Genomic DNA, 19,180 nt, shown 5'->3' with positions numbered 1-19,180 from the left:
CAGTGCTCGGACTCGAACTGGTCGTCGTCATCGGCGTCACCACCCTGCTCACCAAGGTGATCGCGCGGAAGACGGGGATCGCCCAGCCGCTCCTCCTCGTCGGCATCGGCGTGCTGATCGGGTTCATCCCCCTGTTCCGCGACATCGAACTGGCGCCGGAAGTGGTGCTGTTCCTGTTCCTCCCGGCGATCCTCTACTGGGAGAGCCTGACCACCTCGCTGCGGGAGATCCGCTCCAACCTGCGCGGCATCATCCTGATGAGCACGGGCCTCGTCGTCGTCACCGCGGCTGCTGTCGCCGTGCTGGCGCACGCCATGGGCCTGCCGTGGGGTGCGGCGTGGACGCTCGGCGCCGCGATCGCGCCCACCGACGCGACGGCGATGACCTCGTTCACGCGCTCGCTCCCCCGCCGCAACGTCACGATCCTGCGCGCGGAAAGCCTGGTGAACGACGGGACGGCCCTCGTGCTCTGGTCCCTCGCGGTCGGGTTCACTGTCGGCGACACCGATGTCAGCGTCGGCGCCGTCACGCTGACCCTCCTCATCGCGTACGTCGGCGCAGCCGTCATCGGCGCCCTGGTCGCCTGGATCGCCATCCTCGCCCGCCGCCGGCTCCGGGATGCGATCACCCAGAACATCGCCATGCTGCTGACCCCGTTCGTGGCATACCTGCTGGCCGAGCTGGTGCATGCCTCCGGTGTGCTCGCCGTGGTGGTCGCCGGGCTGATCATCAGCCAGGCCGGTCCCCGCATCGGCGTGGCCGAGGGGCGGAGGCAGTCGGACGCCTTCTGGACCTTCACGACCTTCCTGCTCAACGCCAGCCTGTTCGTCCTCGTCGGCATCGAGCTACCGCGCTCGACCATGGAACTGGCGGCGGTCGACGTCGGGATGGGTCTGGTCGCGATCGCCGCCGTGACCGCCGTCATCGTCGCCGTCCGCTTCGCCTACCTCTTCGGCACGGTGTACCTGATCCGGCTCCTCGATCGGCGCCCGCAGCAGAAGAAGCGCCGGATGAGCGACCGCGCCCGCGTCGTGAGCGGGCTCTCCGGCTTCCGCGGCGCGGTCTCCCTCGCCGCCGCTCTCGCCGTGCCGACGACCTTGGAGAACGGCTCCCCGTTCCCCGGCCGCGACTTCATCGTGTTCGTCACCACCGGCGTGATCGTCGTGACACTGGTCGGGCAGGGGCTCGTCCTCCCGGCCGTCGTCCGCTGGGCGCGCCTTCCCTCCGACGAGTCGGTCGGGCACGAGCTGCGGCTCGCCGAGACGAGCGCGACCCGCGCTGCCCTCGACGAGCTGCCGCAGCTCGCCCAGCGGCTCGGCGTCGACCCCGAGATCAGCGAGCGCATCCAGGGCGAGTTCGAGGAGCACCTCGAACTGCTGGAGGTGGAGGACGAGTCGCGCGACGGCGAGGCGGCGGCGGAGCGGAGCCGGCAGGACACCGAGCTCCGGCTGGCGCTGCTGCACTGCAAACGCGAAGAGGTGGTGCGGCTGCGGGACGAGGGCGAGATCGACGACATCGTGCTGCGCGACATCCAGCGGCGGCTCGACGTTGAGGAGGTCCGGCTCACCGGCCGCGAACCCGGCGAGTGAGCAGCGTCCCTGCCCGGCGGCCCTACCCGGGAGCCCGAGAGCCGTCTACCATCGCGCTCAGAGCATCCACGCGACAGCGATCCGGGAGGGACGCCATGAGCGACGCCAAGGAGAACTGGCCGGAGACGCCGTCGGGCGAACCGGTCGACACCGACGCCATCGCCGAAGGCGGCGGGGAAGGACCGTACGACGCCGACGGTTTCGTCGAGCCGGAGCACGACGAGTTCGATCCGCTCGAGGACGACAGCGGCAACTGATCGCCCGCACCTCTTGTCCCCCGGTCGTGTACCCCGCTAGGGTCGTGGTCAGACAGGCCGCCCGAGGGGAGGGGTGCAGCGTGACGACATTCGAATCACCGATCGGGAACGTTCCGAAGCCCGGTCAAGATGTGCATCTGGTGCGGTGGGTGCGCTCGGCGGACGGGTGGTCCAGCGAGACCCTGCTCTGCACATACCTGGGATGCACATCCGACTCCTGGATCGTCGACTCGCGCGGTGAGCAGGTCTCCCTCGCGCGCGACGAGTGGTCGCAGTTCGCGTTCTGACGCAGCGAACCGGAGCGCACTGCGCGGGACGGCGCTAGAGCCCCGCCTGCCCCGCGAGCACCTCGACGGCCACCCGCCAGTCGCGGGCGGGGATGCCCTCGCCGTCCTCCTCTTCGCCGGGAAGCCGCGCGACGAACGCCGGCCACAGCTCGCCGGTGTCGTGGACCTCCTCGATCAGGCCGAGGTACTCGCCGCCGTAGTAGACCTCCCATGCCGCGGTCGCGGTGGGGCTGTACATGAGCGTCAGCGGCAGCGAGCCGTAGGTGTAGACGGCGTGCTGGTGAGCGAGCTCCTTCTCCGTCATGACCGCAGAATAGGCGCGATCCCCCGCGGGCGGAAGGCCGCGTGACAGCGCGTGAACACGCGCGCCATCACAGAGAGCGCCACCGGGCTCGGACGGGTCAGGCGACGACCAGGTCGTCGTCCTCCGACTGCTCGTGCGTGGCCGAGACGGCGAGCGCGACCACATCGCGCATCCGCCCTCGACGCTCGAACGCCGCGCGCTGACGACCAGCCCCTCCACCGGTGGCGAGGATGCGCGCGAGTCCGCGCCGCACGAGCACCAGATCCCCGTTCGCCTCGAGGGCGGCCGCCGTGTGCGACAGCAGCGCGTCGATGGCCTCGACCGCCGGCACCTCGCGCCAGGTGACGGGATGCGGCAGCGAGCCGCGGACGCCGGTCAGCGCCGCCTGCCACTCGGCGAGGCGCAGTGCCGCCGAGGGCACGGGCGCCGGAGGAACGCCCGCCTGCCAGTCCGCCGCCGCCGTGTCGACGAGGGCGCGGACGAGTGCCGCGATGACCGCGGCGTCGCGGGCGTCGAGGCAGACGTCGGCGACCCGGACCTCGACCGTCGGCTGCTTGTGCGAGACGCGCGCGTCGAGGTACAGCATCCCCGTGTCGAGGATGACGCCGGTGTCGACCAGGAAGCGCTCGAACCGGTCGTACGCCTCCACCGAGCCGAACACATCGGTCGGTCCAGCGCTCTGCCACTGGTGCCATGCCGCGAAGCGGTAACTGGCGTGCCCGGTGTCCGCTCCGCCGAAGAACGGCGAATTCGCGCTCAGGGCGAGCAGGGTCGGAAGCCAGGTGCGGATGCGGTCCAGCACCGCGACGCCCTCCTCGCGCGACTCGATGCCCACATGCACGTGGAAGCCGCAGACGAGGGTGCCCCGAGCCGTGAGCCCGTAGCGCTCGATCATCTTCGCGTAGCGGGGGTCGTCGGTCACGTGCGGGCGGAGCCGCATCGGCGACATTCCGACGGCGATGGCCCGGGCGCCGTGACGTTGAGCGAGTCCGTCGGCGAGTTCGCGGCCGCCGATGATATCGAGCAGCAGCTCGCTGGTCTGCAGCTGCGGACGCGTCTGCGTCTCGATCATCTCCTGCTGGAACTCCGCGCTCACCGACGGCCCGTCGACGACCGGCGGAGCGTCCGCAAGGACGGACGGAGCCACCGGCGTGGCCATCCCGCGCGCGTCTACCAGGAGGAGTTCCTCCTCCACCCCGAAAGTCCTCACGAGACCACTATCGGCGAGGGCGGGCAGCCGGACAATACCCGATCAGCCGTGAATGTGCCGTGCGTCGGTTTGTGTCGGCGGCCGGGCCATCGATCGCGGCTGCCGCACATCCGTTGCGGTGTATTTGCTCTATTCGGCGAATCGTGGCGTGCATGGATTGCGGGAATGCCGACCTTGCCCTATAACTGACCCTGCGGCGCAAGGCATCGTCGGCGCAGTGATGCGAGATCGAGGAGCCTCCATGTGGGACACGGCGACACGGATCCCCTTCGATCCGGCCCTGCTGACCGAGCGCAGCGACGCCGCCGCACGGATGCGACTGATGGCCCTCCTGCTCGAACGTCCGGGCATCAGCATGGACGAGCTGCACGGGATGCGCCTGCCGGGCCTGTTCGCCGACCTGCGGTCCTTCCACCGGGCCGGCCTCATCCGCACGTCGACGACGCCCCCGCGGTTCTTCGAACGGGAGACCCGCGTGTACCCGGTGTGCGACGGGACCGGCGACGGGACCGCCCCCGCCTGAGGCCGCCCCTCTAGACTCCGGGCATGCCCCGGACCCCTGACGTGACCGCTTCTGCGGATTCCGAACCGGCCGCCTCCTGGCAGCGCGCGCTCGACCGCGATGCGGATGCGCTGGAGCGCCATCTGGCGGAGGGCAGCCGCCTACCCGGACCGCGTGCCAACCTCGAGCTCGCCCACCGCGTCGCGGACCTGGCGCAGGCGACGCCGCCCGAGCGCCGGGCGGACGCCCTCCGCGTGCTCCGCCGGTGGCTGAGCGACGACCCCGGCGCCGCCCCCGACCTTCCCGAGGCGCATCACGAATACCTCGCCGCGGTGGCCGCTCTCTCGGCCGGCGCGATCCTCGCCACCGGTCCGGATCCGGATGCGCTGGCGCTCCTCGACGCCGCGACCGCCGATCCCCGCTGGCGCGTGCGCGAACTCGCCGCCACGGGACTGCAACGGGTGCTCGCCGCCGACTGGGATCGCGGCATCGCGCACGCGCACGCCTGGCTGCCGGCCGGCCCGCTTCCCGTGCGAGCGGCCGTCGCCGCGGTCGCCGAGCCGTCCCTCCTGCGGGATCCCCGCCACGCCGCGGAAGCCGCCTCCATCATCGAGCGTGCGGTCGACGCGCTGCTCGCCGTCCCGCCCTCCGGGCGCCGCGATCCAGACGTTCGGGTGCTCCGGAAGGCCCTCGGCTATGCGGTCAGCGTGGTCGCGGCGGCCGACCCCGATGCCGGGGTGGCCCTCCTGGAACGCCTCGCCACCTCCACGGACGGCGACGCCCGCTGGATCGCCCGCGAGAACCTCACGAAAGCGCGGCTGGCGCCCCTGTCCGATCGGCTGGCGGTCGCACGCGAGGCCCTCAGCCGACCGTGAGCGTGCCGTCCTCCGCCAGCGTCCATCCCGGGTTGTACGCGACCTCCCAGACGTGGCCGTCCGGATCGGCGAAGTACCCCGAGTACCCGCCCCAGAACACACGCTCGGCGGGTTTCAGGATGCGGGCACCGGCAGCCTCGGCCTGCGCGAAGACGCGGTCCACGTCCTCCTCCGACCGCTGGTTGCACGCGAGCGTGATGCCGCTGAACGACCCGTCGACCGGATGCCGGGCGTCCTCGGCCAGCTCCTCCCGCCCGAACAGCGCGAACGCCATGCCGGGCAGCTGGTAGAAGACGACGCCCTCCGGCGCGTCGGCCGGCCTCCAGCCGAGTCCGTCCTCGTAGAAGGCGCGGCTCCTCGCCAGGTCGGCCACTCCGAGCGTCACGAGACTGATGCGTTGATCCATGCGCCCGAGGCTAGCCCCGGCCACCGACTCCCTGGTGAACGATCGAACGCCGCGTGCGACCGGCCCCGCTAGCGACCGAGCGCCTGCTCCACATCCGCGAGCAGGTCGTCCACATCCTCGATGCCCACAGACAGGCGCACGATGTTGTCCGGCACCTCGAGTGCGGTCCCGCGCACCGACGCGTGCGTCATCTCGGTCGGGTAGCCGATCAGCGACTCCACACCGCCGAGCGACTCCGCGAGCTGGAACACCTGCGTCGACTCCGCGAACCGCCGGGCGGCCGCCGCACCGCCGGAGAGCGCGACGGACAGCATGCCGCCGAATCCGCTCATCTGGCGCGCCGCGAGCTCATGGCCGGGATGCGTCGGCAAGCCCGGGTAGTAGACGGTCTCGATGCCCGCGTGGCCGACCAGCGCCTCCGCGATCGCCTGCGCGTTCGCACTGTGCTGGCGGACGCGCACCTGCAGCGTCTTGATGCCGCGCGTGGTGAGCCACGCATCCATCGGCGACGACACGGCACCTGCGGCGAACTGGATGAACTGCGCCTTCTCGGCGAGCTCCTCGTCGGCGAAGATCAGCGCGCCGCCGATGACGTCCGAGTGTCCGCCCAGGTACTTCGTGGTCGAGTGGACGACGACATCGGCGCCGAACGACAGCGGCTGCTGCAGCGCAGGCGACGCGAACGTGTTATCGACGACGACGATCGCGCCGACGGCGTGGCCGAGCTCCACCAGCGCCGCGATGTCGCTGATCTTCATCAGCGGGTTGCTCGGCGTCTCGATCCACAGCATGCGGGTGCCGTCCGTCCCGAGCGCGGTGCGCACGGCGTCCAGGTCGGCGAGGTCGACGGTCGTGTTGCGGATCCCCCACTCGCTGTGGATGCGGTCGATCAGCCGGTGGGTGCCGCCGTACGCGTCGTTGCCGAGCACGATGTGGTCGCCCGGGCGGAGCGCCGCGCGCAGCAGGGCGTCCTCCGCCGCCAGTCCCGACGCGAACGACAGGGCGCGTACGCCGCCCTCCAGCGAGGCGAGCAGCGTCTCGAGGGACGTGCGCGTCGGGTTGCCGGCGCGACCGTACTCGTAGCCGTTGCGCAGCCCGCCGATGCCGTCCTGCACGAACGTCGAGGTCTGGTAGATGGGCGGGATGATCGCGCCGGTCGTCGGGTCGAACTCCTGACCCTCGTGGATGGCGCGCGTGGCGAAGCCGTGTGTCATTGTCTCTGTTCCTGTGTGGGTCGGCCCGGTGCGGGTCAGTCGCTGAAGTAGTTGAGGAGGTCCTGGCGGGTGAGCACCGCGACGGGCTTGCCGCCGTCGGTCACCAGAAGGGCGTTCGTCGTGGCGAGCGCGGCACGGGCGGCCGTGACCGGCTCGTTGACGCCGATGAGCTCGAGCGGCTCCCCGAGGTGGGTGCCGACGGAGTCGCTCATCTCGGCGTGCCCGCTGAAGACCGCGTCCACCAACGACCGCTCGTCGAGCGCGCCGGCGACCTCGCCCATGACGACGGGCGGCTCGGCGGTGAGGACCACGAGCTGCGAGACGCCGTAGGTGTTCATCGTCTGGATGGCGTCGCGCACCGTCTCAGACGGGTGCGTGTGCACCAGGTCCGGCAGGGCGCCGCTCTTCGTCTTGATGATGTCGTGCACCGTGGACTCGTCGGGCACCTCGCTGAAGCCGTAGGACTGCATCCACCGGTCGTTGAAGATCTTGGCGAGGTAGCCGCGGCCGCCGTCGGGCAGGATGACCACGACCACGTCGTCCGGGCCGAGGTCCTTCGCCGCCTGCAGGGCCGCCGCGACGGCCATGCCACTCGACCCGCCGACGAGGATGCCCTCCTCGCGGGCGAGCCGCCGGGTCATCCGGAACGCCTCGGCGTCGCTGATCGCGATCACCTCGTCGACGACGCTGGGGTCGTAGGCGCCCGGCCAGAAGTCCTCGCCGACGCCCTCGACGAGGTAGGGCCGACCGGTGCCGCCGGAGTAGACGGACCCTTCCGGGTCGGCGCCGACGATGCGGACGCGCCCCCCGGAGACCTTCTTGAGGTACCGCCCGGTGCCGCTGATCGTGCCACCGGTGCCCACACCGGCGACGAGGTGCGTGATGCGGCCGTCGGTGTCGCGCCAGATCTCGGGACCGGTGGTCTCGTAGTGGCTGCGCGGACCGTTCGGGTTGAAGTACTGGTTGGGCTTGAACGCGCCGGGGATCTCGGCCGTCAGGCGGTCGGAGACGGAGTAATAGGAGTCGGGATGGTCCGGCGGCACCGACGTCGGCGTCACCACCACCTCCGCTCCGTAGGCGGTGAGGACGTTGATCTTGTCCTCACCCACCTTGTCGGGGAGGACGAACACGCACCGGTAGCCGCGCTGCTGCGCGACCAGGGCGAGCCCGACTCCGGTGTTGCCGCTCGTCGGTTCCACGATGGTGCCGCCGGGCTTCAACAGCCCGTCGCGCTCCGCAGCGTCGATGATGCGGGAGGCGATGCGGTCCTTCGACGAACCTCCGGGGTTCAGGTACTCGAGTTTGACGAGCACCGTCGCCGCGATCCCCTCGGTCAGCCTGTTGAGCTTCACGAGCGGGGTGTCGCCGACCAAGTCGATGATGGTCTCTGCGTACTTCACCCGACCCACCTTAACAGCGCGGATGCACCGCTGGCAGAGTGTGACGCCCGCCTTAGAATCGGCTCATGCCCGTGTCCGACCTGTCGTCCGTCGCACAGGACTACCTGAAGATCATCTGGTCGGCGACCGAATGGTCGGACGACCCGGTGACGGTCAAGCAGCTGTCCGAGCGGATGGGCGTGCGCGCAGCGACCGTGTCGGACGGCATCCGGCGGCTCGCCGAGCAGGGGCTCGTCGCCCACGAGCGGTACGGCGGCGTCGAGCTGACGGACGCCGGACGCCGGCACGCGGTCGCCATGGTGCGGAGGCACCGGCTGATCGAGACGTTCCTCGTGGAGGAGCTCGGCTACGGCTGGGACGAGGTGCACGACGAGGCCGAGGTGCTGGAGCACGCCGTCTCGGACGACCTGGTCGAGCGTCTGGATCGGCGCCTCGGCTTCCCGGCCCGCGATCCGCACGGAGACCCGATCCCGACCGCGGACGGCACACCGCGCCGCCCGGACGCCGTCCCCCTGCTGGACGCGGAGACCGGAACGCCCCTGAGCGTCGCGCGCATCTCGGACGCCGACCCTGCGGTGCTCCGCTACCTCGGAGAGCGGGGCATCGGACTCGACACCGTGCTCAGCGTGGAGGAGCACCGCGCCTTCGCGGGCGATGTCACGGTGACGGTCGACGAGCAGCACATCGTGCTCGGGGCGACGGCCGCGGCGGCCGTCTGGGTGGCCGCGCGGGGCTGAGCGGCGGACCCGCCGCCTACGCTCCCGCGATGGTCAGACCGACCAGGGCGAGGTTCAGGAGCACGACGAGGCCCGCGACGACGCCGCCCAGGATGCGCACCCACAGCCGGTCGGCCGATGCGCCCATCACGGCCCGCGAGCCGGTGAGCCGCAGCAACGGGATCATGGCGAACGGGATGCCGAGGCTGAGGAACACCTGCGACAGCACCAGGGCCCAGGTGGGGTCGACGCCGGCGGCGAGGATGATCACGGCCGGGATCAGCGTCACGATCCGGCGGACGAGGAGCGGCACGCGCAGCTTCAGCAGTCCGCCCATGATCGTCGCGCCCGCATAGCTGCCGACCGACGTGGAGGCCAGGCCGGAGGCGAGCAGGCCGATCGCGAAGACGATCCCGATCGCCGGGCCGAGGGCGGAGGAGATCGCATGGTACGCGCCCTCGATGGTGTCCGTCCCGTCGACGCCGCGCAGGGCGGACGCCGCGACGAGCAGCATGGCGATGTTGACGGCGCCGGCGAGCACGAGCGCGAGCACCACATCCACACGGGTGGCGTGCAGCAGCCGGCGGATGCGGCCGGGGTCCGCGGTGGTCCCGTGCCGGTCGCGGGCCAGGGCCGAGTGCAGGTAGATGGCATGCGGCATGACCGTCGCGCCCAGCATGCTGGCCGCGAGCAGCACGGTCTGGGCGCCGTCGAATCGCGGCACCAGGCCGCCGACCGCCTGGCCCCAGTCGACCGGGCTGACGAACAGCCCGGCGAGGAACCCGACCGCGATCACGGCGAGCAGCCCCAGGATGACAGCCTCGAACGGGCGCTGGCCGCGGCGCGACTGGATGGCGAGGATGCCGATGGCGACGATGCCCACGATCAGCCCGCCGATGGGCAGGGGCAGCCCGAACAGCAGGTTCAGCGCGATGGCGCCGCCGATCACCTCGGCGATGTCGGTGGCCGCTGCGACGAGCTCGGCCTGCACCCAGTAGGCCCGGCGGGCACCGGTGCCGAGCCGCTCCCCGAGGAGTTCGGGAAGGCTGCGACCGGTGACGATGCCGAGTTTGGCCGACTGGTACTGCACGAAGACCGCGATCGCATTGGCGGCGACCAGGACCCAGACGAGCAAGTATCCGTACCGCGCGCCGGCCGTCAGGTTGGCGGCGACGTTGCCCGGATCGACGTACGCGATGGCCGCGACGAACGCCGGTCCGAGCAGCAGCAGGAGCCGCGCGGGAGCGGCCCGCGGCACCCGCTCCTCGACCTCGACGCTCATCCGCAACCTCGTCTACCTCAAAAGTTAGCCCAGTCTAACTCTCCCCCTCCCCCACCGTCGAGTCCGCATATTTTGCACGCCGAACACCCCCGGAGCGTGCAAAGTTTGCGGACTCGACGGTGGGGGGATGGGCGGAGGCGTCAGGCGAGGAGGGTGCGGAGCGCGGCGATGCGGCCGTCGCGCACCTCGATGACGTCGATGCCGCGGGCGACGGGCGCGCCCTCGGGGCCGAACGTCCAGGCGAGGGCTCCGGTGTCGCGCCCGAGGTAGACGGGGCCGGCGTCCGCGAACGCGAATGCGGCCGGCGCGTCGTCGATGAGGCCGGCGGCCTTCGCCTCGAGCGCATCCCATCCGGTCACCTCGCCCTCGGGGTCGGCGAAGACGACGTCCTCGGTGTAGGTGCGCTCGATGGCGGCGCGGCGCGAGCCCGCGTCGCGGTTGCCGAAGACCTCGAGCAGGTTGGCGGACAGCAGTTCGGTGATCGTCGGCACGGGAAGCCCTTTCGTCGGATGGATGAGGACGCTACTCCTCGAGGACTGCGCTCTCGGTCTGCTCGCGGTACAGGCGCGAGTAAATTCCGCCGAGCTCCAGCAGTTCGCGGTGCGTCCCGCGCTCGACGACCTGCCCGTGGTCGATCACGAAGATCACGTCCGCCGAGACGATGGTCGACAGCCGGTGCGCGATGGCGATGGTGGTGCGGCCGCTGGATGCGGTGTCGAGCGCCTGCTGCACGACCCGTTCCGAGATGGTGTCGAGGGCGCTCGTCGCCTCGTCGAGGATGAGCACCTCCGGGTCCTTCAGCAGTACGCGGGCGATGGCGATCCGCTGCTTCTCGCCGCCGGAGAGCCGGTAGCCGCGCTCCCCCACGATCGTCGCGTAGCCGTCCGGGAAGCGCGCGATCGTGTCGTGGATGTTGGCGCGCTTGGCCGCATCCTCCAACTGTTCCTGCGTCGCGTCCGGCCGGGCGTAGCGCAGGTTCTCGGCGATGGTCGCGTGGAACAGGTAGGTCTCCTGGCTGACCACCCCGATGTGCGAGACCAGCGAGTCCTGCTGGAGGTCGCGCACGTCCGTCTCGCCGAAGAGGATCGACCCGCTCGTCGCGTCGTAGAACCGTGGGATGAGGTAGGAGACGGTGGTCTTGCCCGCGCCGCTCGGCCCGACGAACGCCGCGAACTCCCCGGGCTCGATGACGAACGACACGTCGTCGAGAGTGTTGCGCTCCCCGTCGCGGGCATCCGGGTAGCGGAACACGACGTGGTCGAACTCGATCCTCCCGAGGTCGTCGGACGGATCCACCGGAACGGCTTCCGGACGGTCGGCGATCGCCGGTTTCAGGTCGAGGTACTCGAAGATGCGGGCGAACAGCGCACCCGAGGTCTGCAGGTCGAGCGCCACCCGCATCAGCGCGAGCAGCGGGAACAGCAGTCGCGCCTGCACGGTGGTGAACGCGACGATCGTTCCGGCCGAGATGTCCGTCGCACCGCCCACGATCAGCCACCCGGACACCAGGTACACGATGGCGGGGATCGACGACAGGAAGATGTTGACCATCGCGAAGAACCACTGGCCGCTCATCGCCTGCGACACCTGGAGGCGGATCTGGTTCTCGTTCTCGGCGGAGTAGCGACCGACCTCGGTGGTCTGGCGGTTGAAGCTCTTCGACAGCAGGATGCCGCTGACGCTCAGCGTCTCCTGCGTGATCGCCGTCATGTCCGACAGCGACTCCTGCGTCTTGGTCGCGATGCGTGCACGCACCTGGCCGACCCGGCGCTGCGCGATCACGAGGATCGGCATGAGCACCACGGCGACGATGGTCAGCTGCCAGTTGAGCAGCAGCATCGCGACGAGCGCGGCGATGACCGTCACGGTGTTGCCGAGGATGCTCGAGATCGTGTTGGTGAGGACGCTGGCGACCCCGCCGACATCGTTCTGGAGCCGCGACTGGATGATGCCCGTCTTCGTATGCGTGAAGAAGCTGAGCTCCATCGACTGCAGGTGGGAGAACAGCCGGACGCGCAGGGCCCCCATCACCTTGTTGCCGACCGACGCCGTCAGGTACGTCTGCCAGACGCCCAGCAGCGCCGACGCGATGTACACGATGAGCATGAACACGACGATCTCGACGAGCACCGGGATGTTCGGGCCGCCGGGCGGGAACAGCCCGTGGTCGAACGCCCGCTCGGTGAGCAGCGGCGGCACCACCGACAGCGCGGCGCCGATCAGCACGAGCACCATCGTGAACACGATCGCCATGCGGTGCGCCGAGAAGAGCGAGACGATCCGGCGGAACAGGTGCGGGATCTTCGGGGCCTCGGCGTTGATCGCCCGCTGAGCCTCCGCGTCGCCACCGCTGACGCGTCCGCGACCGCCGCCGCCTCCGGCCGCAGCCATGCCGCGCATCCCGCTCATGGTCTCAGCGTAACCCCCGCCGGCGACCCCTCCGACGTGACGCAACCGTGATGCAAGCGCTTGACGTAAACGCTTGCATCACGCGAGAGCGTGGGGGTACGGTGATCGGCGGGCGCACACCTGTGCCCGCACCAAGAGCTCAACGAGGAGTGAAATGAAAGCAGCACGTCTCTCCGTTATCGCCGGGGTGGCCCTCGCAGGCCTCGCGCTGGCAGGATGCACCGGTGGCGGCGGTTCGGGAAGCGGTGGCGGCGACGCCAACTCGAATCTCGACAGCAAGGGTCCCATCACCTACGTGCAGGGCAAGGACAACTCCAATGTGGTCCGCCCGCTGATCGAGAAGTGGAACAAGGCCCACCCGGACGAGAAGGTCACCTTCAAGGAGCAGACCGACCAGGCGGACCAGCAGCACGACGACCTCGTGCAGCACTTCCAGGCCAAGGACACCAACTACGACGTCGTCGATGTGGACGTGGTGTGGACGGGTGAGTTCGCCGCGAAGGGCTGGCTCCAGCCGCTGACCGGCAAGTTCAAGATGGACAACTCGGCCCTCCTGGAGCCGACGGTGAAGTCGGGAACGTACAACGGCACCCAGTACGCGGCGCCGCAGACCTCTGACGGCGGCATCCTGTACTACCGCAAGGACCTGGTCCCGGAGCCCCCGAAGACGTGGGACGACATGCTCAAGGACTGTGACATCGCCAAGGCGAAGGGCATCGGCTGCTACGCCGGTCAGTTCGCCCAGTACGAGGGCCTCACGGTGAACGTCGCCGAGGCGATCAACACCAACGGCGGCACGATCGTCGGTGAGGACGGCAAGAAGGTCACCGTCGACAGCGACGAGGCGAAGGCGGGTCTGACCCGACTGGTGGACGGCTTCAAGAACGGGCAGATCCCGGCCGAGGCCATCACCTACCAGGAGGAGCAGGGCCGGCAGGCGTTCGAGGCCGGAAAGCTGATGTTCCTGCGCAACTGGCCGTACGTGTACAACCTGGCCAAGACCGACGGCTCCTCGACGGTGAAGGACACCTTCGGCATCGCGCCGCTCCCGGGCATCAGCGCGGACAAGCCGGGCGTCTCCAGCCTCGGTGGCCACAACGCCGCGATCAGCGTGTACTCCAAGCACAAGGCGACCGCCTTCGAGTTCCTGAAGTTCCTGCAGAGCGAAGAGACGCAGAAGTTCTTCGTGACCCAGGGCTCTCTGGCACCGGTCGTGTCCTCGCTGTACGACGACGCGGCGCTGAACAGCCAGCTGCCGTACCTGTCGACGCTGAAGACCTCGATCGAGAACGCGGTCCCGCGTCCGGTGTCGCCGTTCTACCCGGCCATCACCAAGGCCGTGCAGGACAACGCGTACGCCGCCCTCAAGGGCGACAAGACGGTCGACGAAGCCCTGAAGGACATGGCATCGGCGATCAACACCGCCAGCGCCGGCTGATCCCGGCCTGAAACGGTTGCCGGGCGGCGGGACCTCTCCCGCCGCCCGGCCCCTCTCCTTCCGACAAGCATCCGGAGGCACACATGTCAACGTCGAACGTCGTCGCCCCCTCATCCACCAGTACCGGTAAGAACGGCAGGCCGCCGATCCGCGCCGGCGCGAAGCGGCAGCGTGCCCAGCAGAGTCGCTGGGCCTTCTACCTGATCATCCCCACCCTGGTCCTGCTCGCGGTCGTGATCGGCTACCCGGTCGTCTCGGCGATCGTGATGTCCTTCCAGAAGGACGCGGGTCTCGACCCGGCGACCGGCCTGTTCGTCCAGGGCGGGTTCGCCGGTTTCCAGAACTACGCGCACTGGCTGCTCCAGCAGTGCCAGGGCCCCAACGGCACCACCATCTCCTGTCCGCCCGGCAACCTCGGCTCCAGCTTCTGGAGCGCCGTGTTCGTCACCTTCTTCTTCACGGTGACGACCGTCATCCTCGAGACCGGCCTGGGCCTCTGGTTCGCGCTGATCATGAACCGCGCGTTCCGCGGCCGCGGCCTCGTCCGCGCGGCGATCCTGATCCCGTGGGCGATCCCCACCGCGGTCACCGCGAAGCTGTGGTTCTTCATCTTCTCGGTCGCCGGTGTCGCCAACGCGGTCCTCGGCGCCCACATCCTGTGGACGTCGGATGAGTGGGCGTCCCGGTTCGCGGTCATCATCGCCGACACCTGGAAGACCACGCCGTTCATGGCGCTGCTGATCCTGGCCGGTCTGCAGATCATCCCGGAGGAGGTCTACGAGGCCGCGAAGGTCGACGGCGCGACCACCTGGCAGCGCTTCTGGCGCGTGACCATGCCGCTGCTGAAGCCGGCGCTCATGGTCGCGATCCTGTTCCGTGTGCTCGACGCCCTCCGCATCTACGACCTGCCGCAGATCCTCACCGGCGGTGGAGGTGGTACAGGCCATGCCACGACCACGTTGTCCATCCTCGTGGTCGATCAGATCAGGCAGGGCTTCAACAGCGCGGCCGCCCTGTCCACCATCACGTTCATCATCATCTTCCTGATCGCCTTCATCTTCGTCCGGCTCCTCGGGACGAACGTCGTGCGAACGCAGGAGGACCAGCAGAAGGGGGCGAAGCGATGACCGCCGTCGCCGGCCAGGCAGCAGCGACCGCCGAGGCGGGAGCTCTCCCTCGTACCCAGACCAAGAACCGTGGCAGGCAGCGCCGCCGCAACGCCGGTCTCCGCACCGGCATCCAGGCGATCGTGATCGTGCTGTGGTGCTTGCTGCCCTTCTACTGGATGGTCGTGACCTCGTTCCGCGATGTCGGCTTCACCAACGACAACACCCCGTGGATCACGCACTTCACCTGGGACAACTACGTCACCGCCCTCTCGACCAACCTGGGCAACCACCTCGGCCAGGCGCTGCTGAACTCGCTGTTCATCGGCATCTGCGTCACGGTGATCTCCCTGGTCGTCGGCATCTTCGCCTCGTACGCCCTCGCCCGCCTGGACTTCAAGTTCAAGGGCATCGTGCTGGGGATCATCCTCGCCGCCTCGATGTTCCCGGGCGTCGCGCTGATCACCCCGCTGTTCCAGCTGTTCACCAACATCGGCTGGATGGGCACCTACCAGGCGCTGATCATCCCGGAGATCTCGTTCGCCCTCCCCCTGACCGTCTACACGCTCAACTCGTTCTTCCGCGAGATGCCGTGGGACCTGGAGGAGGCCGCGCGGATCGACGGGTGCACCCAGGCGCAGGCATTCAGGAAGATCATCCTCCCGCTGGCGGCTCCCGCCGTGTTCACGACGGCGATCCTGGCGTTCATCTCGTCGTGGAACGAGTTCCTGATCTCCAGCCAGCTGTCGAGCGACGCGACCCAGCCGGTCACCGTGGCCATCGCCTCCTTCACCGGCAGCCAGCCGCACCAGGAGCCGTACACCGCGGTCATGGCAGCCGGTACGATCGTGACCGTGCCGCTGATCATCCTGGTGCTGATCTTCCAGCGGCGCATCGTGGCCGGACTCACGGCCGGTGGCGTGAAGGGCTGATCGTATGCGCTGGAGCGACTCCCGCGAGGTCGTCGACGTCGGCCTCGGCTTCGTCGGGTTCTTCGCGGTGGCGTTCCTCGGGATCACCGTCTTCTGCGAACTGACCGGCGAACCGGCCCTCGGCTGGGCGCTCACCCTCCTCGTACTCGTCCTCGCCTTCATCGGCCTCCTGCAGCTGCGCCGCCGCATCATCGCGCGGCGGCAGGAGGCCGAGGAGGCGCGGCTCGAGCACCAGGACTCCTGAAGCGGAGCCGGGCGATGGCAGGGATCGAGGAGGTCGCGCGCGCGACCGGGGTCTCCACCGCCACTGTCTCCCGGGCGTTGCGCGGTCTGCCGAACGTCTCGGACAAGACGCGCGCGGCGGTCCGCCGAGCGGCGGACGAGCTCGGCTACGTCGCTTCGTCGAGCGCGTCGGGTCTCGCCAGCGGCCGCACCCTGGCCATGGGCGTCGTCGTCCCGTCGGTGAGCCGGTGGTTCTACACCCAGGTGCTGGAGGGGGTGGATGCGGAGCTGCGGTCGGCGAGCTACGACATGATCCTCTTCAACCTCGGGGGGCACCGCGGCGACCGGGAGCGCGTCTTCCACCGCAGCATCCTGCGCAAGCGCACCGACGCCCTGCTCGCGCTGTGCCTCGACTTCACGACGGAGGAGCGGGAGCAGCTGGCGACGCTCGGACATCCGACGATCGTCGTCGGCGGACCGGTCAAGGGTCTCCGCAGCGTGGGCATCGACGAGACCTCGACCGCCTACACCGCGACCTCCCACCTCATCTCGCTCGGTCACACCGCGATCGCGCACCTGGGCGGCGAGGACGAGGAGGGTCTCAACAGCCAGGTGCCGATCGGGCGCCTGCACGGGTTCAAGGATGCGATGCGCGACGCGGGTCTCCCGGTGCGTCCCGAGTGGGTCATCCCCGGCGGGTTCTCGCTGCCCGAGAGCCGCGCGGCGATGAACCGGCTGCTGGATGTGACCGGTCCCCGGCCGACCGCGGTGTTCGCGGGCTCGGACGAGATGGCGTTCGGCGCCATCCTCGCGGCGGGCGACCACGGCCTGCGGGTGCCGGACGACCTGTCCGTGATCGGCATCGACGACCACGACTACGCCGCCGGATTCGGGCTCACGACGATGGCGCAGGACCCGTTCGAGCAGGGGGCGACCGCCGCGCGCATCCTGCTGGACGAGCTCGCCGGTGCGGAACCGCGCACCGGATCGGTGGGGTCGCCGGTCAGCCTGGTGGTCCGCTCGTCCACCGCACCGCCGCGCTGATGTCCCGTTGCGCGCCCGCTGTCTGAAAGAATGGTGAGGCGGCCATCCGGCTGAGCGCGCCTTTCGGGTAGGCACGGTCAGCTGACGGGGTCGCCCGTCGGGCTATCGGGGCCCACATGACGGGAAGAGCCGCCCTGACTAGGACAGGGCGGCTCTTCGAATTCGGTGGGAACGTTTCCGCACCGGCGGTTCTCGTCAGTCGGCGTCGGCGAGCGACAGCACCTCGGCCTCCTGCTGCGGAGTCTCTGTAGGTGCATCCACCCGCTTCAGGTGCTTGTGGCCGATCATGATCAGCGCCACCGCGATCAGCACCGAGATGGCTCCGGCGTAGAACGGCATGGCCGGACCGACGGTGGCGGCGAGGAGCGTCGCGGCCGGCGGGGCGACGGCGCCGCCGAGGAAGCGGACGCCCGAGTAGGCGCTCGACGCCACGGATCGCGGCAGATCGGTCGCCTCCATCACGCACTCGGTGAGCACGGTGTTCAGGATGCCCAGCAGCAGCCCGCCGACGATCACGCACACGATGAGAGCGATCAGCGAGCGGACCAACAGCCCCGCGGCCAGCAGGTCGAGCGCGAGCAGGGGCATGACGAGCCACAGCACACGCGTGCGCGGGAGGCGGGCCGTGAGGAGCGGCGCGACCCAGACCGAGGTGACGGCGAGGGCGACGCCCCAGCCGAAGAAGATCAGGCCGAGCGTGATGGCGTCCTCGACCCCGAGCGGCACGAGCGCGAACGGCGTGTAGGCGAGCAGCACGAAGAAGCCGATGTTGTAGAACAGGGCGGCGCCGGCGAGGAAGCCGAGCGCGGGCCGGCCGAGAGCGCGGAACGGCGCGGACAGCTTCGTGGGCTGCGGCTTCTCCGGGTTCTTCTTGAGGAGGGCGACGATCGCGACGAACCCGATCGCCATCAGGGTCGCGGTGCCGAAGAACGGCCCGCGCCAGCTCCAGCTGCCGAGCAGGCCGCCGAGGAGCGGTCCGATCGCGATGCCGAGTCCCAGGGCGGCCTCGTAGAGGATGATCGCCGCCGACGTCCCACCCGACGCCGCTCCGACGATGGTCGCGAGCGCGGTGGAGATGAACAGCGCGTTGCCGAGCCCCCAGCCGGCACGGAACCCGATGATCGACTCGACGTTCTGCGACAGGCCCGCGGCGAGCGCGAACACGACGATCAGGGCGAGGCCGATGAGCAGCGTCCTCTTCGCCCCGATGCGGCTCGAGATCCAGCTGGTGAAGAACATGGCGGCGCCGGTGATGAGCAGATAGCTGGTGAACAGCATCTCCGTCTCGGTCGGCGTCGCCTCCAGGCTCTTCGCGATCGCGGGCAGGATCGGGTCGACGAGGCCGATGCCCATGAAGGCGATGACGGAGGCGAAGGCGACCGCCCAGACGGCGGTCGGCTGCTTCAGGATGCTGGTGGGGCGTTCGTGGGACATGAAGGGGAGACGGCTCCTTGCCGGTCGGTGGTGCGGAGAGAGGGGATGTGGCGACGGGACGCGACTCAGCCGCGGCCGGCCAGGGCGGCCGAGGCGGCCGTGGAGAGGTCGACGCGTGATCCGATGATCTCGACGGTGGCGCGCATGGCGGCGAGTTCGTCGTCGCTGAGGTCGGCGAACATCGGGACGAGCGCGGCGGACAGTTCATCACGCCACGTCTGGAGCGCGTCGGCGCCCTTCCCCGTGATCGCGATCTGCCAGGCGCGCGCGTCGGAGGTGTCGGCGATGCGCTTGACCCACTCGGCGTCGACGAGGTTGCGGACGATCTTGGTCATCGTGGGCTGCGATACCCGGCTGTGCTCGGCGAGCTCGCCGAGGCGCATGGGGCCGACCGTCTGCAGCACGCTGAGGGTGCGCCAGGTGGCGGGCGACTCGGTGCTGCCGGTCACCCGGGCCGCGAGCCGGGTGAGACGGTGGGCGGCGACCACGAGGTCGCCGAGGATCTGGTGGAGTTCGGGGGTCTCGGGCATGAGACCAATTATATATAGCTTGC

The 19,180-nt window shown here is 69.8% G+C and carries 21 protein-coding genes; 11 read left to right on the top strand and 10 right to left on the bottom strand.

Translation table 11 applies throughout. From position 1 onward, the window contains the following. The first annotated feature begins 2 nt into the window (after positions 1-2). The 3 genes from ABIC47_RS08065 (at position 3) to ABIC47_RS08055 (ending at position 2,133) form a co-directional block, all read left to right on the top strand. Positions 3-1,589, top strand: a complete 1,587-nt coding sequence (locus ABIC47_RS08065) for a Na+/H+ antiporter (protein ID WP_354479182.1) — start codon at positions 3-5, stop codon at positions 1,587-1,589. Positions 1,590-1,684: 95 nt separating this feature from the next. Then, a complete protein-coding gene (locus tag ABIC47_RS08060; protein ID WP_018189823.1) occupies positions 1,685-1,846 on the top strand; it encodes a hypothetical protein in 162 nt (53 codons plus the stop codon). Between the two features lie 80 nt (positions 1,847-1,926). Further along, positions 1,927-2,133 carry a hypothetical protein gene (locus tag ABIC47_RS08055; RefSeq protein ID WP_018189822.1) on the top strand — a complete coding sequence of 69 codons (207 nt, stop codon included), beginning with the start codon at positions 1,927-1,929 and terminating at the stop codon, positions 2,131-2,133. 34 nt (positions 2,134-2,167) lie between these two features. On the opposite strand, the gene ABIC47_RS08050 is transcribed toward ABIC47_RS08055, so the two are convergent. Both ABIC47_RS08050 and ABIC47_RS08045 read right to left on the bottom strand, forming a co-directional pair. Next, entirely contained in the window at positions 2,168-2,437 is a 270-nt protein-coding gene (locus tag ABIC47_RS08050) for a hypothetical protein (protein ID WP_018189821.1), read from the bottom strand. Between the two features lie 97 nt (positions 2,438-2,534). Further along, positions 2,535-3,647, bottom strand: a complete 1,113-nt coding sequence (locus ABIC47_RS08045) for a glutamate--cysteine ligase (protein ID WP_354479178.1) — start codon at positions 3,645-3,647, stop codon at positions 2,535-2,537. A gap of 241 nt (positions 3,648-3,888) precedes the next feature. Between ABIC47_RS08045 and ABIC47_RS08040 the strand changes: the two genes are divergently transcribed. Together ABIC47_RS08040 and ABIC47_RS08035 are read left to right on the top strand one after the other, a co-directional pair. Beyond that, positions 3,889-4,170, top strand: a complete 282-nt coding sequence (locus ABIC47_RS08040; RefSeq protein ID WP_354479175.1) for a hypothetical protein — start codon at positions 3,889-3,891, stop codon at positions 4,168-4,170. A 23-nt stretch (positions 4,171-4,193) separates the two neighbouring features. After that, positions 4,194-5,024 (top strand): hypothetical protein, encoded by an 831-nt coding sequence (locus ABIC47_RS08035; protein WP_354479172.1) that lies wholly within the window; start codon positions 4,194-4,196, stop codon positions 5,022-5,024. On the opposite strand, the gene ABIC47_RS08030 is transcribed toward ABIC47_RS08035, so the two are convergent. From ABIC47_RS08030 to ABIC47_RS08020, 3 genes are all read right to left on the bottom strand, one after another. Further along, entirely contained in the window at positions 5,011-5,430 is a 420-nt protein-coding gene (locus tag ABIC47_RS08030; RefSeq protein WP_089880995.1) for a VOC family protein, read from the bottom strand. The two genes, ABIC47_RS08035 and ABIC47_RS08030, sit on opposite strands and share 14 nt — an antisense overlap. Before the next feature lie 68 nt (positions 5,431-5,498). Next, on the bottom strand, positions 5,499-6,644 hold the full coding sequence (locus tag ABIC47_RS08025; RefSeq protein WP_354479169.1) for a cystathionine gamma-synthase: 1,146 nt from the start codon (positions 6,642-6,644) through the stop codon (positions 5,499-5,501). 35 nt (positions 6,645-6,679) lie between these two features. Next, positions 6,680-8,044: a cystathionine beta-synthase gene (locus ABIC47_RS08020; protein ID WP_354479167.1), complete on the bottom strand. Its 1,365-nt coding sequence runs from the start codon at positions 8,042-8,044 to the stop codon at positions 6,680-6,682. Between the two features lie 65 nt (positions 8,045-8,109). Here ABIC47_RS08020 and ABIC47_RS08015 point away from each other — a divergent pair, with 65 nt between their 5' ends. Then, the gene (locus ABIC47_RS08015; protein WP_020075602.1) at positions 8,110-8,781 is read left to right on the top strand and encodes a metal-dependent transcriptional regulator; all 672 of its coding nucleotides are present in this window, start codon (positions 8,110-8,112) and stop codon (positions 8,779-8,781) included. Between the two features lie 16 nt (positions 8,782-8,797). On the opposite strand, the gene ABIC47_RS08010 is transcribed toward ABIC47_RS08015, so the two are convergent. The 3 genes from ABIC47_RS08010 to ABIC47_RS08000 all read right to left on the bottom strand — a co-directional run bounded on the left by ABIC47_RS08010 (position 8,798) and on the right by ABIC47_RS08000 (position 12,451). Beyond that, the gene (locus ABIC47_RS08010; RefSeq protein WP_354479164.1) at positions 8,798-10,042 is read right to left on the bottom strand and encodes an Nramp family divalent metal transporter; all 1,245 of its coding nucleotides are present in this window, start codon (positions 10,040-10,042) and stop codon (positions 8,798-8,800) included. Between the two features lie 140 nt (positions 10,043-10,182). Then, the gene (locus tag ABIC47_RS08005) at positions 10,183-10,533 is read right to left on the bottom strand and encodes a nuclear transport factor 2 family protein (RefSeq protein ID WP_354479161.1); all 351 of its coding nucleotides are present in this window, start codon (positions 10,531-10,533) and stop codon (positions 10,183-10,185) included. Positions 10,534-10,564: 31 nt separating this feature from the next. Then, positions 10,565-12,451, bottom strand: coding sequence for an ABC transporter ATP-binding protein (locus tag ABIC47_RS08000; RefSeq protein ID WP_354479158.1), 1,887 nt, complete (start codon positions 12,449-12,451; stop codon positions 10,565-10,567). A 154-nt stretch (positions 12,452-12,605) separates the two neighbouring features. Between ABIC47_RS08000 and ABIC47_RS07995 the strand changes: the two genes are divergently transcribed. From ABIC47_RS07995 to ABIC47_RS07975, 5 genes are all read left to right on the top strand, one after another. Further along, on the top strand, positions 12,606-13,889 hold the full coding sequence (locus ABIC47_RS07995) for an ABC transporter substrate-binding protein (RefSeq protein ID WP_018189810.1): 1,284 nt from the start codon (positions 12,606-12,608) through the stop codon (positions 13,887-13,889). 83 nt (positions 13,890-13,972) lie between these two features. After that, entirely contained in the window at positions 13,973-15,016 is a 1,044-nt protein-coding gene (locus ABIC47_RS07990; protein ID WP_020075606.1) for a carbohydrate ABC transporter permease, read from the top strand. Further along, positions 15,013-15,927: a carbohydrate ABC transporter permease gene (locus tag ABIC47_RS07985; RefSeq protein WP_018189808.1), complete on the top strand. Its 915-nt coding sequence runs from the start codon at positions 15,013-15,015 to the stop codon at positions 15,925-15,927. Before ABIC47_RS07990 ends, ABIC47_RS07985 begins: the two co-directional genes overlap by 4 nt. Positions 15,928-15,931: 4 nt before the next feature. Continuing rightward, the gene (locus ABIC47_RS07980; RefSeq protein ID WP_018189807.1) at positions 15,932-16,171 is read left to right on the top strand and encodes a hypothetical protein; all 240 of its coding nucleotides are present in this window, start codon (positions 15,932-15,934) and stop codon (positions 16,169-16,171) included. Positions 16,172-16,185: 14 nt separating this feature from the next. Then, the gene (locus ABIC47_RS07975; protein WP_354479154.1) at positions 16,186-17,193 is read left to right on the top strand and encodes a LacI family DNA-binding transcriptional regulator; all 1,008 of its coding nucleotides are present in this window, start codon (positions 16,186-16,188) and stop codon (positions 17,191-17,193) included. Between the two features lie 195 nt (positions 17,194-17,388). Here ABIC47_RS07975 and ABIC47_RS07970 read toward each other — a convergent pair whose 3' ends face one another. Then, a complete protein-coding gene (locus ABIC47_RS07970; protein WP_354479151.1) occupies positions 17,389-18,627 on the bottom strand; it encodes an MFS transporter in 1,239 nt (412 codons plus the stop codon). Positions 18,628-18,692: 65 nt separating this feature from the next. Continuing rightward, on the bottom strand, positions 18,693-19,157 hold the full coding sequence (locus ABIC47_RS07965) for a MarR family winged helix-turn-helix transcriptional regulator (protein ID WP_018189804.1): 465 nt from the start codon (positions 19,155-19,157) through the stop codon (positions 18,693-18,695). Positions 19,158-19,180 lie beyond the last annotated feature (23 nt).

The organism is Leifsonia sp. 563 (genome assembly GCF_040545055.1).
Taxonomy (GTDB): domain Bacteria; phylum Actinomycetota; class Actinomycetes; order Actinomycetales; family Microbacteriaceae; genus Leifsonia.
Note: the sequence above shows the minus strand (reverse complement) of the source record. Positions and strands in the feature narration are given on the sequence as shown.

Coding starts and splice junctions, on each gene's coding strand:
- ABIC47_RS07985 (WP_018189808.1), top strand. CDS start 15,013: ATGACCGCCGTCGCCGGCCAGGCAGCAGCGACCGCCGAGGCGGGAGCT.
- ABIC47_RS08060 (WP_018189823.1), top strand. CDS start 1,685: ATGAGCGACGCCAAGGAGAACTGGCCGGAGACGCCGTCGGGCGAACCG.
- ABIC47_RS07965 (WP_018189804.1), bottom strand. CDS start 19,157: ATGCCCGAGACCCCCGAACTCCACCAGATCCTCGGCGACCTCGTGGTC.
- ABIC47_RS08040 (WP_354479175.1), top strand. CDS start 3,889: ATGTGGGACACGGCGACACGGATCCCCTTCGATCCGGCCCTGCTGACC.
- ABIC47_RS07975 (WP_354479154.1), top strand. CDS start 16,186: ATGGCAGGGATCGAGGAGGTCGCGCGCGCGACCGGGGTCTCCACCGCC.
- ABIC47_RS08010 (WP_354479164.1), bottom strand. CDS start 10,042: ATGAGCGTCGAGGTCGAGGAGCGGGTGCCGCGGGCCGCTCCCGCGCGG.
- ABIC47_RS07995 (WP_018189810.1), top strand. CDS start 12,606: ATGAAAGCAGCACGTCTCTCCGTTATCGCCGGGGTGGCCCTCGCAGGC.
- ABIC47_RS08035 (WP_354479172.1), top strand. CDS start 4,194: ATGCCCCGGACCCCTGACGTGACCGCTTCTGCGGATTCCGAACCGGCC.
- ABIC47_RS08030 (WP_089880995.1), bottom strand. CDS start 5,430: ATGGATCAACGCATCAGTCTCGTGACGCTCGGAGTGGCCGACCTGGCG.
- ABIC47_RS07990 (WP_020075606.1), top strand. CDS start 13,973: ATGTCAACGTCGAACGTCGTCGCCCCCTCATCCACCAGTACCGGTAAG.
- ABIC47_RS07970 (WP_354479151.1), bottom strand. CDS start 18,627: ATGTCCCACGAACGCCCCACCAGCATCCTGAAGCAGCCGACCGCCGTC.
- ABIC47_RS08050 (WP_018189821.1), bottom strand. CDS start 2,437: ATGACGGAGAAGGAGCTCGCTCACCAGCACGCCGTCTACACCTACGGC.
- ABIC47_RS07980 (WP_018189807.1), top strand. CDS start 15,932: ATGCGCTGGAGCGACTCCCGCGAGGTCGTCGACGTCGGCCTCGGCTTC.
- ABIC47_RS08015 (WP_020075602.1), top strand. CDS start 8,110: ATGCCCGTGTCCGACCTGTCGTCCGTCGCACAGGACTACCTGAAGATC.
- ABIC47_RS08000 (WP_354479158.1), bottom strand. CDS start 12,451: ATGAGCGGGATGCGCGGCATGGCTGCGGCCGGAGGCGGCGGCGGTCGC.
- ABIC47_RS08025 (WP_354479169.1), bottom strand. CDS start 6,644: ATGACACACGGCTTCGCCACGCGCGCCATCCACGAGGGTCAGGAGTTC.